Below are 11,804 nucleotides of genomic sequence, written 5' to 3'. Positions count from 1 at the left end.
TTCAGGTTTAGGTTAAGAATAATATATTGTTAAGTGTAATTAATTAATAATATTATTCCGTTTATATCAAAATATCAGAATTATATTTTGACTAAATTTTAAACCTTGAAAATCTTATGCTTTTTAACTATTATTATATTACAAGAGAGTAATAATGAAAACGTTTGCGCTTCATTAATCTTGAAAAAGGCCTTCCAGCCGATTAATATCCATATTTTTCCTTCCACAGAGCTCTAAGTCTCTTTCTTAGCTCCTCTTCCCGAGCATTTTGACCTGGATTGTATAGAACAGTATTCTTTATCTCATCTGGCAAGAATTCCATGCTGGCAAAGTTATTCGGAAAGTCATGGGCATACTTGTAGCCTTTACCATATCCTGAGTCTTTCATTAGCTTGGTTGGCGCATTTCTAATGGGCATTGGCACTGCCAGATCTCCTGTTTCTCTAACCAAGGACTTTGCTCGTTTTATAGCCATATAACTGGCGTTACTTTTAGGTGAACAAGCCAGGTAGGTAGCACATTGAGAAAGTATAATTTCAGCTTCCGGATAGCCAATTACATTCACTGCCTGAAACGCATTGTTGGCGATAACAAGCGCTGTAGGGTTCGCGTTTCCGATATCTTCAGATGCCATAATTAAAAGCCTGCGGGCAATGAATTTCACATCCTCGCCTCCCTCTATCATTCTGGCCAGGTAATAAACCGCAGCGTTGGGATCACTACCTCTCAGAGATTTTATAAAAGCTGAAATAATATCATAATGCTGCTCTCCACTTTTATCATAAATAGCCACTCTTTGCTGGGCTATATCCATCACCTGTTGGTCTGTGATTTCTATTTCTTCACCAGGGATAGAATCTACCACCAACTCCAGAAGATTCAGTAGCTTTCGGGCGTCACCACCAGAAATATTCAGCAGGGCTTTATGTTCCTTTAACTCAACCTTTTTCTTCTTGAGCTTTTCATCTTTATACAAAGCATGCTGAATAAGCTTCAGTAAATCATCTTCATTAAGCGATCTTAAAGTATACACCTGACTTCTGCTGAGCAAAGCGGAGTTTACTTCAAATGAAGGGTTTTCTGTGGTGGCACCTATTAAAGTGATCGTACCTTTTTCTACTGCGCCCAATAAGGCATCCTGCTGTGATTTATTAAACCTGTGAATCTCATCTATAAATAAAATAGCCTTAGACTGACGTTTTGCCTTTTCAATGACTTCTCGTACATCCTTTACTCCTGAGCTTACGGCACTTAATGTGTAAAAGGGAGACTTAATTTCATTGGCGATAATATTAGCGATAGTGGTTTTACCTACTCCTGGAGGGCCCCAAAGGATCATAGAAGGAATGACACCAGACTTGATCGTTTTTCTTAAAATACCGCCCTGTCCCACTAAATGCTCCTGACCTATAAGATCATCAAGCGTAACGGGTCTCATTCTTTCAGGTAGCGGTAGATTAAAATCAAACATATATTCTGGGTCTATCTGGTACTAACTTAGTAACTCAAAGTTGGCTAAAATAATGAACTTAATTTAAGGGCGTTTGTTTGTTTTTTGTTGTAAAAACGGAGCAAGTCATCAACAGTAAACTATGTTCTGTTAACTCAACTTCATTTACGCCCCTGTATAATCCCATTTATCAAGCCTTAAAAAGAAGAATATGCTTTGCTATAACAAAAAAATACAGCTTAGGAAGAAGGTTGTGTTTGATTTACAGAAGTATTCCGTTAATTTAAAGTTCGTTTTAAGTTAGGCTTTTATGAGAACCCCTTCTATAGAGAAAAAAGCTCTTTTTCTCTCTTATATACACGATTTTCGTGGCATTGCTATTTTGCTCATTGTCTCCAGCCATATACTCATGGAAGATATGGATAACACCTTTTACAGGATAATGAGTGCGATATTTCTCAATTCCACCATTTTCTTCGTATTTGTTTCTGGGTTTTTATTTCAGCACCTGGCTTTTAAATATGATGTAAAAACCTACTGGAGGCGGAAAATTAAGGGTATTGTTATTCCTTATATTCTCATTTCCATACCAGCTATTTTACTTCGCTTAAAAGACACACCCGCTTATATTATTGAAAATCACCCTGAATATGCCAGTTGGGGCATATTTCACAAAGTAGCTTATATGTATCTTACCGGAAGCCATCTTTTGCCCTTCTGGTTCATACCTATGATTATTCTTTTCTTTGCCATATCTCCTCTATTGGTTTATCTAGATAAAACAAAATGGATATACTGGCTGCTACCCGTTTTTATGATCATATCAGCTTTCTACTCCAGAGATGATATTACCCAGATTAATGATACATTTAGAATGTTTGTCCACTTCTTTTCAGTGTATTTGTTGGGCATGTTCTATAGCAGATATAAAGATGAAATTGCGGACCTAATGGACAAAATATGGCCTTTGGTTTACCTGGTAGGTGGAGCACTACTGGTCATCACTTGTTTTGAAATACCCTACGTTACCGAGGTCATCTTCTTCCAAAAAATAGTACTGTGTTTTGTATGTGTGCATTTACTAAAGCGCTATGAAGGTAAAATGCCGCAGTTCCTGGATTTTCTAGCCAAGATCAGCTTTGGAATTTACTTCGTGCACTACTACGTGATCATTGTTTTAAGAAAAATTTTTGTAATGTTTTTTACTTACGAAAAACCCACAAATCCAATAATGTGGTTTCTTAATTACATACTCGTAGTGATTTTAACAATTATTATCATTCAGATTATCAGATACATAGCTAAAGATAAAAGTAAATACTTGATAGGATGCTAAAAATAGCAACCAATCTATCTTTAGTTATTTCTAATAATTTTATGCTTATATTAACTGACAGAAACCTTTATTAACATTTACTAACAAATAAGTTTCAACTTAATTTCGTTAGTATTGTTAGGAATAATTATCGCAGAAACTAACCTAACCAAAACTTGAAAGCCGATGAGCGGAATATTGTATTTAGTTGGCCTCATATGTGCAATATGGGTAATATACGACGTATGGGTGGTAAATCGCTACCTAGATGAAACCTCCAAAGTACTTTGGACGGTACTAGCCTTAATAGCTAACTTCCTTGCAGCTATTATTTACTATGTGGTTCATAAAAAAAGAACCGTTTAAAAGGAAATTTTCTTAATAGCCTCTACTGTGTATTCAAGCATCTGATCATTATAATCCAGGTGTGTAACAAACCTAATTTCTCTGGGTCCGAAAGGCCCGGCAAGAATCTGGTGCTGCTTTAGTGCGTCTAAATATTGAGCTGTAGAGATTCCCTCTGCCAGCTTAAATATTACTATGTTCGTATCTACCGGAAGTACCTCTTCTACATAAGAAAGTGACGCCAAAGTTTGCCCAAGAATACGGGCCTTTTTGTGATCTTCTTTTAATCGGTCGATATTATTTTGCAAAGCATACAAACCTGCTGCGGCAATAAAGCCGGCTTGCCTCATACCGCCACCCATAAACTTTCTTACTCTTCTCGCTTTTTTAATGTGATCTGCTTTACCAACCAACAAAGAACCAACAGGAGCTCCCAAACCCTTACTCAGGCAGATGGATATGGTATCGAAATGCTTGCCATATTCCTTGGGATCGTCACCTGTCTCTACCAAGGCATTAAATAAACGAGCACCATCCAGGTGGAATTTTAAACCATGCTCCCGACACAACTGGCCTATTGCTTTTATTTCTGACAGTGAATAATAGCTACCTCCACCTTTATTTACTGTGTTTTCCAAAGAAACAATTGACGTTATTGGCGCATGAATATCATCTGGATTAATTGCCTCCTTGATATCATTGAGCGAAAGCCTACCTCGATCTCCCTTTAGTAATTTCATAGACAATCCGCTGGTACCTGCTACGCCTCCACCTTCATATTTGTAGATGTGCGAGCCCTCATAACAAATCACTTCTTCATATGGCTGAGAGAGCACATTAATCCCGATCTGGTTGGTCATAGTGCCTGAAGGACAGAAAATGGCAGCCTCCATACCTAAGTAGTTAGCCGCATACTTTTCAAGTTCATTTACAGTGGGGTCTTCTCCGTACACATCATCTCCTACCTCTGCATTGATCATGGCTTCCTTCATGGCAGCTGTGGGCTTGGTAACGGTGTCGCTTCTTAGGTCTACTTGCATGTGTTTGTTATTTTGGCCAAATGTAAATCACAGGATTTTAATAAAAAAGATCAATTGTACAGAAGGCATCATCTATCAGATTCATCCATTTAGCTTTGAAATGATGTCGTTTAGCTAAATAATTTTAGCCAGATATTTCAAATGATTACCTTTTGGTTGTACAGGCTCTGCCCATGCATAATGAGCTGGCCTTTATGTTCAATCAAACCCTAATTTAATGTTTAATTTTTTACAGAAAGAAAAAGCATCTAAGTTGGCTTTTAGTATGCTCTCTTTTCTTATGTGGATGGTTATTCCTCATCTTTCACCTGCACAGGTGAACACCGGAGGAAGTGCCAACACATCTGATCACAACAAGCAGGTAATCGGTTACATCACTAACTGGGACGCCTGGAAAGCCGCGAATGCAGGATTACCTGCTCAAGGCGCATTAACCCACATGAATATTGACTACTCAAAGTACACTATTCTCAATTATTCATTCTTTGGTGTAGCTCAGGACGGATCTCTTCACAGCGGAGACCTGAGAAACAAGAACATCTATCAGAATGGCTCGGTACAGCAGCCTGGAGATATTTTTTACACTGACATTTACAGCAGTTGGGATTTGCACATCCTTTTCGGTGAGATCGATCCGATACAATGGGTAAATGAAGATGTAAAGCAAAGAGCTGAGGCTCAAGGCTTTCAGGTAGAAGTTGGAGGCACCACATGGACCAATACTAACTGGGGACTGAGTGGAAGCTTACCTCTACCACTTCATAAAGAAGGTGGAGCGGCAGGGCTTTTAGATATGGCTCATGCAAACGGCGTGAAAGTAGTAGCCTCAATTGGCGGCTGGAGTATGTGTAAGCACTTTCCAGAAATGGCTGCTGATCCAGCTAAAAGAGCTCGATTTATTCAAGACTGTGTTAACTTAATTAACACTGGATTTGATGGTATTGATCTTGACTGGGAATATCCAGGACCATTTTCAGGAATGAACTTCACTGGCAGTGAGGCTGATTATGGCAACTTTCTGACTTTAGTTCAGGAAATAAGAGCTGCTATAGGACCTGACAAGCTTATCACAGCTGCTATGGCCGCAGATCCTGCGAAGCTACAAGGCTTTAACTGGCCTCAGCTGGCAGCTACTATGGATTATTTCAACATGATGACCTATGACTTTAATGGTGGCTGGTCTGACATTGCAGGACACAATGCTCCTGTTTATCCATATGATGGCGCCGAGGCCCCTGATTTCAACTGGCAGTCTACTTATAATGCCATGATGGCTATGGGTGTTCCTTCCAATAAGATCAACTTTGGTATTCCATTTTATGGCAGAGGAGTAGTGACTACAGGAAATGCGGATCTGAACGCACCTACGGTAAAAAGCAGTGTTACCGTTCAGCCTGATGGCCCGATCAGCACAGCTTCTGATTATACTAATTGGCCTCTTGATGTTTATGATGGAACACCTAACTACTTCTTTATTAAGCAAAAAACAGGAAGTGGTAGTGGCTGGACCAGACATTGGGATAATCAGGCTAAGGTTCCTTATATGACTAATGGAAAGTATTTCTTGAGCTATGATGACGAAGAGTCTATTGCTATAAAATCTGAATTCATCAAAAACAATAATTTAGCAGGAACCATTATATGGACCGTATTTGGCGATCTTGAATTCTCAGGTTCAGCTACAAACTTCGGCACCAAGCTAAAGAGATGGTCAAATGTGAGCTCTCCATTAATAAACACTGTAAATGAGGTGTTTGCCGATGGAATAACCAATCCTGGAAACAATGCTCCATCAGTTTCTATCTCTACACCTCAAAATAATGCGACTTATACTGCAGGACAAAGTGTGAGCATTACTGCAAACGCTTCGGATAGTGATGGCACTGTAACATTGGTTGAGTTTTACGCTAACGGATCAAAAATAGGTCAGGATAGTTCATCTCCTTTCTCTTATAACTGGAGTAGCCCGGCGGCGGGCAGTTATACCTTGACTGCAAGAGCTACTGACAATGACAACGCTACTTCAACTTCATCTAGCGTGTCAATAACTGTAGAAGCTGATGATAATGGCGGCGGTGGTGAAGATTGCCCTAATGCCAACTTCAGAGTAGTAGGCTATATGCCAAGTTGGTCAGGTACAGCGGCAAGCATTCAATATGAAAAGCTAACGCACATCAATTACTCATTCATATTGCCTAATGCAGATGGTAGCTTACAAGGGATAGAGAACCCACAAAAACTTCAGCAAATAGTAACATCAGCGCACAATGTCGGCACAAAGGTGCTTATTGCTGTAGGCGGATGGAACGATGGTAACGACAGCAACTTTGGCGCTTTAGCTTCAAACGCATCTACCAGAACAAATTTTGTAAACAGCTTAATGAGCTTCGTAAGCCAGTACAATCTGGATGGGGTAGACATGGATTGGGAATACCCAAGAGAAGGCAACGAGCCGCAAAATTATGAGTTAATGATGCAAGAACTTGGCGCTGCCCTTCATAGCAATGGCAAGATACTTACCGCGGCAGTAGTGGCTAGTGGCTGGAATGCTGATGGTATTCTTAGCGGAGTTTTTGATGACATAGACTTCCTAAACATAATGGCTTATGACGGAGGTGACGGAGCTTCACATTCGCCTTATAGCTATGCCGTAACTGCTCTTGATTATTGGTTAGGCAGAGGTTTGCCTGCATCAAAAGCAGTTTTAGGAGTTCCTTTTTATGGAAGACCTACATGGAGAGCCTATAATGTACTGATCGCAGCAGGTGCCAATCCAAATCAGGATGTATTTGAGGGCACTTATTACAACGGTATTCCGACCATAAAATCTAAAACTCAACTTGCTTTAGACAGAGCTTCTGGAATCATGATCTGGGAAATCTCTCAGGATACACAGGACCAAACCTCTTTATTATCTGCCATAGATGAAGAGTTAGGCGATTGTAACAACAATCCTGATGCACCCTCGGTGAGCATAACGAGTCCTTCAAACAATGCCTCTTTTGATACAGGAAGCACTATTTCTCTTACTGCATCAGCCAGTGATAGCGATGGCAATATCACCAGCGTAGTGTTTAATGTGGGGGGACAAAATATAACCGCATCAGGATCAGGTTCTACTTACTCGGCCAGCTGGACAGCTGCCGCTGAGGGAACATATGTGATCACTGCTACCGCCACTGACAATGATAATCTAACGAGCACGGCTCAGGTTTCCATTACTGTATCAACACCAGGATCATGTGATGTACCTGCATGGAATGCTTCTACCGCATATACCGGAGGCGCTCATGTTTCATACAATGGCGTAGAATACGAAGCCAGATGGTGGACTCAAAACGAGAACCCAGCATCTAACTCATCTGAGTGGCAAGTTTGGAAAGTGATTGGTGATTGCGGAGGCGGCAACGGCGGAGGCAATGAAGATCCTACAATTAATGTAAGTCTTACCGCTCCTGGAGCAGGACAAACATTTACTGCCGGAGATAATATCACGATATCTGCTAGTGCATCTATCAGCAGTGGCTCGATTACAAAAGTTGAGTTTTATAATGGTGGCAGCAAGCTAGGTGAGGATAGTTCAGCACCATATAGCATTACGTGGTCTGGAGTAGCCGCTGGCAGCTACACCATAAGTGCTAAAGCCATTTCCGGTAGTTATTCAGCGACATCTGGCAGTACTAATATTACTGTAGAAAGCAACGGTGGCGGAGGAAACTGTAATGCACCTCAATATGTAAACGGCTCTACTTACCAAACTGGAGACATAGTACAGAACAACGGCAATACCTATCAGTGTAAAGTAGGTGGCTGGTGTAGCATAGGTGGGCCATATACTCCGGGTGGAGCTGATGATTGGGCATGGCCTGATGCATGGCAAGATCTAGGCCCATGCTCCAGTGCGGCCCGCATAAATCTGAATAGTAGTGATTCTGAAGTTGCTCAATTTGGATTGAAAGCATATCCAAACCCGGTACATGACACAGGTATTATCGAATTCAGCACCCCTGAGGCAGGCTCAGCATCTTTGGTTATCTATAACCAAATTGGTGAAGTGGCTGACTTTATGACTATTGAAAAAGTGAGTGAAGGAAAGCATACGGTAGAGTTCTCTACAGAGAAAATACCTGCCGGACTTTACATCATAAGAATTTCTATGGGTGAGAAAACTCAGTCCATTAAAATTCTAAAAGATTAAACTGTCAAAATAGGTTGATCAGTTATAGAGGCTGCCATGCGATCCGGCAGCCTCTTTTTTTATATCAAAATGTTGATTGATAATGGGCTTTCCTGCTTTAAGCTCCACACCATACCTTCCTTAATAATCCGCAAGTCTGGGGTATTTACATACTTTTGATTCACCTCCAACTCTATACCCAGATAATCGCTGGGTGAAAATTTAGTACGGAGATAGGTAGTAAAACCATCATCAGCGCCATTGTATGGAATGTTAAGCATGATGTTATAATCAGGCAATCTGCTTTCTAGCTTATCTCTAAAGGCTTTTGAGAACTCAGACTCAGGCAATTGATTTTCATCAAACAAAATGCCTACATCCACTGTACGCACCACGCCGTTTAACTCTGGCGTGAAGGTATGAACAGACAGATGTAGCACCTCATGCCCTGCTTCTATTTCTTTGGCAATCTTTTCCTCCACCATATTTCGGTATGGATGATAATATTTCTCCAGCAAGTACTTTCTCACGTTAATACCTAAAGTCTGCACATACATAGAAAATAACTCCTTGCTATGGAGTGATCGATTAGTCTCCAACAGTAGCCTGGATATCTTTTGAAAGAAGAATGGCGCACCAAGTTGCCTGGAAAGATATTTTGCTATAAGCAAAGCACCTGGGTCCCAGCCTCTATGACTTTGAAGCACTTCTTCCCTACCATTAAAAAGAAATCTATAGTCCTTTGGAATATAATTTCCAGCATGCTCGCAAGAGATTACAATTGTTCTTTTACCCATACCTGAAACATTTCGTTATATTTTAAGCAATCTGATAACTCCCTGTATATCAGCTTTATATTATCTTCAGAATACTCACCACTTACAGAATTCAAAATCCTGGTGGCCAGTGTACCCTGCTCCATAATTACCTTGAGCTGAGGCATCCATGCTTCTACTTCTTCAGGGTAATAATTCTGAGCTTCTTTAATCAAATGAGCCCATAGCTTCTTCGCAGTAATAGATTTATCTTCAATACCAAACACCTTCAAATAATCGGCATTATCAATCACAGCACTCTCTGCCTTACGAATTGTAGCCTGGAAAATATCATTCAATGGCTGCGCCTCCCACTGCTGCTGCTCGTGGTGTGAGCAAATTTTCTCTTCTACTAAAAGCTTCAGCAGCAATACTATAAGGTTAACTATAGCCAAGTCAGCCTGAGGGCATTCCTGAATATCTAATAGTCGTATCTCAATAGATCCACGATCAAAACGGGCTATTGCTCCTCTTGAGTTTAGCCATACAGGCTGTAAAATATTCTCAGGGTCATGCGGAGCTATATCATGAGCTATTCTATCATAGATCATTTTATGGTACTGCCTTTTACTGAAAGCGCGCTCTGGTATCACCTTACCTGTAATGGAAGGAATAACCTTCTGGTTTTTTTGATAATAGTCTAATCGCTTGTCTAAAAAGCCTGTTTCTTTACCACCCAAAATTGGCGAGCTAGCTGCCAAAGCAGGAAGAATTGGCAAGATAAGTCGCACTGCGGCATGTAGTCTGGCAAATTCTTCATCATCATAAAACGGCAAGTTCAAGTGAGTACTTTGCAGGTTAGACCAGCCATGCCCGTGACAGTTAAATATCCTGTTATAAGCCGCATAAATATCATTATTATCATGAGGCCATAAAAAGGTACTCTTCTCAGGGTTCATTAGCGGGTGAGCAGCAGTAGGCAATAGCATAGCTCCAAACGAATCTAATAGTTCGTTTAACTCTTCCACGTTTTTATGAAACTGATCTGCCAGCTCCGACATATGGGCTTCTGGCTTAGTACACTTTAGCTCCACCACATGAAGCACCAGCTCATTACACCAGCTCACCATGCCACGATCTACATCTCCGGTATATTCTCCAGTAACTTTCTTAAATAATAAGTCAGTTAATGGCCTTACGGCTAATGATTTTTTATCTACTATCATATATTCCAGCTCTATACCATAGGCCTGGAACAAGTGTAATCTGTTACTCATCGTTTTTGGAGCCTTTCTACGAACGTTTCCATTATAGTAGTGTAAAGGCCATTTTTAATTATTTTATCTTCCACCCCAGCATCAATATTGGGGTTATCATTGATTTCAATCACGTAGAATTTACCGTCTATTTCCTTTACATCTACACCGTAAAGTCCGTTACCAATAAGAGCAGTAGCTTTAAGAGCAGTATCTATCAGCGCCTTTGGAACATCTTCTACTGCCAGGGTTTCACTTTTACCTTCTCTATGCTCACCGTTCTTCTTCCAGTCTACAATCTGCCAGTGGTTCTGGGCCATATAGTATTTACATACGTACAAGGCTTTGCCATTTACTACACCCACGCGCCAGTCATATGATGTAGGTACAAACTCCTGAATGATCAACAATTCTGACTTTTGAAAAAGGCTTTTTAATGTCTCTTTAAGCTGCTTTTCATCTACCACCTTCTTCACCCCTTTTGAAAAAGACCCATCAGGCTGCTTTATTACCAGCGGATAGTTAAAATCTGCCGGCACATGATGATCATCCTTTCTCACAATATGAGACTTAGGAACAGCTATTTTGTTGGCCACCAAAAGCTCATGCAAATACACTTTGTTAGTGCATTTCAGAATACTGTTAGAGTCATCCATAACCACCAATCCTTCTGCTTCAGCCTTTTTGGCAAAACGGTAAGTGTAGTGGTTTACGTTAGTAGTCTCCCTGATAAAAAGAGCATCAAACTGCACTAGCTTACCAAAATCGTTTTTAGTAATGCACTCTGTATTAAAGCCTAGCTTATCGGCGGCGGCTATAAACTTTTGTAGTGCCTTGGCATTTGACGGAGGAGTAGCATCTTCCGGGCTCATTAAAATAGCGAGGTCGTACTTTTTACGGCTATATTTTTTTCTCACTATCTTTTTACCTGTGAAATAGAAGCTCAGCGCCTCTTCCAATTTCAAATAATCTTCCTTACCCAGCTCTTTTAAGTGGAGAGGTTTTAAGCTCTGCAACTGCCATTTTTTCTCCTTTTTCACAAAAACGGCCTGAATTATAGGTATTTGAAAAAGGTTAAAAAGTAAAACACCCAAATTTGCGTAGGCAGGATTTTCTACCTGACCAAAGAAGATGTTTATGGTAGTTTTATTATCCTCTACCTTTTTTAAGCTGTTTTGAATAAGCACATCAAACTCTTCCGCATCATCTTTTATGAGCGAAGGAAATCTAAAATCCTGAAGCGTGGCTATTTCAGGTATTACTTTATGCCCACGGGCTTCAGCAAGTAGCGAAACATAATATCCTAAGCTCTGGTATTGGTGAGACCTGCAAAGGTTGATAATTTTAAATTTTTTAGACTCCTGATATTTTGGCTGGCTGAAGTACTCAGAAGGAGATATTAGATCTACTCCATTGAACTTAAGGTTCCATTTTTCAGGTGCTTCTGTTATAATTAGTTTAGACAT

At 40.3% G+C, this 11,804-nt stretch carries 7 protein-coding genes; 2 read left to right on the top strand and 5 right to left on the bottom strand.

Annotation, left to right across the window (positions count from 1 at the left end):
* Nucleotides 1–202: 202 nt before the first annotated feature.
* Nucleotides 203–1,471, bottom strand: a complete 1,269-nt coding sequence (locus tag LVD16_RS06455; protein ID WP_233773102.1) for a replication-associated recombination protein A — start codon at nt 1,469–1,471, stop codon at nt 203–205.
* 289 nt (nt 1,472–1,760) lie between these two features.
* Between LVD16_RS06455 and LVD16_RS06450 the strand changes: the two genes are divergently transcribed.
* Nucleotides 1,761–2,786: an acyltransferase family protein gene (locus tag LVD16_RS06450; RefSeq protein WP_233773101.1), complete on the top strand. Its 1,026-nt coding sequence runs from the start codon at nt 1,761–1,763 to the stop codon at nt 2,784–2,786.
* Between the two features lie 341 nt (nt 2,787–3,127).
* Here the strand turns inward: LVD16_RS06450 and LVD16_RS06445 are convergent, their stop codons facing one another.
* Entirely contained in the window at nt 3,128–4,150 is a 1,023-nt protein-coding gene (locus tag LVD16_RS06445) for a threonine aldolase family protein (RefSeq protein ID WP_233773100.1), read from the bottom strand.
* Between the two features lie 217 nt (nt 4,151–4,367).
* Between LVD16_RS06445 and LVD16_RS06440 the strand changes: the two genes are divergently transcribed.
* A complete protein-coding gene (locus tag LVD16_RS06440; protein WP_233773099.1) occupies nt 4,368–8,348 on the top strand; it encodes a glycosyl hydrolase family 18 protein in 3,981 nt (1,326 codons plus the stop codon).
* Nucleotides 8,349–8,407: 59 nt separating this feature from the next.
* Here the strand turns inward: LVD16_RS06440 and LVD16_RS06435 are convergent, their stop codons facing one another.
* Genes LVD16_RS06435 through LVD16_RS06425 form a run of 3 tightly spaced genes read right to left on the bottom strand, consistent with a single transcriptional unit; the run spans nt 8,408 to nt 11,804 of the window.
* Nucleotides 8,408–9,124 carry an N-formylglutamate amidohydrolase gene (locus LVD16_RS06435; protein WP_233773098.1) on the bottom strand — a complete coding sequence of 239 codons (717 nt, stop codon included), beginning with the start codon at nt 9,122–9,124 and terminating at the stop codon, nt 8,408–8,410.
* Nucleotides 9,103–10,359, bottom strand: coding sequence for a carboxylate-amine ligase (locus LVD16_RS06430; protein ID WP_233773097.1), 1,257 nt, complete (start codon nt 10,357–10,359; stop codon nt 9,103–9,105). Before LVD16_RS06430 ends, LVD16_RS06435 begins: the two co-directional genes overlap by 22 nt.
* Entirely contained in the window at nt 10,356–11,804 is a 1,449-nt protein-coding gene (locus LVD16_RS06425) for a RimK family ATP-grasp domain-containing protein (RefSeq protein WP_233773096.1), read from the bottom strand. The genes LVD16_RS06430 and LVD16_RS06425 overlap by 4 nt, the downstream gene beginning before the upstream one ends.

Origin of the sequence: Fulvivirga ligni (assembly GCF_021389935.1) — a bacterium.
Lineage (GTDB): Bacteria > Bacteroidota > Bacteroidia > Cytophagales > Cyclobacteriaceae > Fulvivirga > Fulvivirga ligni.
The sequence above is the reverse complement of the archived record's forward strand: the minus strand, read 5'-3'. Positions and strand labels throughout refer to the sequence as shown.

Bases quoted from the DNA above. Each gene is read 5' to 3' on its own strand.
- LVD16_RS06435 (WP_233773098.1), bottom strand. From the start codon at position 9,124: ATGGGTAAAAGAACAATTGTAATCTCTTGCGAGCATGCTGGAAATTAT.
- LVD16_RS06450 (WP_233773101.1), top strand. From the start codon at position 1,761: ATGAGAACCCCTTCTATAGAGAAAAAAGCTCTTTTTCTCTCTTATATA.
- LVD16_RS06425 (WP_233773096.1), bottom strand. From the start codon at position 11,804: ATGTCTAAACTAATTATAACAGAAGCACCTGAAAAATGGAACCTTAAG.
- LVD16_RS06430 (WP_233773097.1), bottom strand. From the start codon at position 10,359: ATGAGTAACAGATTACACTTGTTCCAGGCCTATGGTATAGAGCTGGAA.
- LVD16_RS06440 (WP_233773099.1), top strand. From the start codon at position 4,368: ATGTTTAATTTTTTACAGAAAGAAAAAGCATCTAAGTTGGCTTTTAGT.
- LVD16_RS06455 (WP_233773102.1), bottom strand. From the start codon at position 1,471: ATGTTTGATTTTAATCTACCGCTACCTGAAAGAATGAGACCCGTTACG.
- LVD16_RS06445 (WP_233773100.1), bottom strand. From the start codon at position 4,150: ATGCAAGTAGACCTAAGAAGCGACACCGTTACCAAGCCCACAGCTGCC.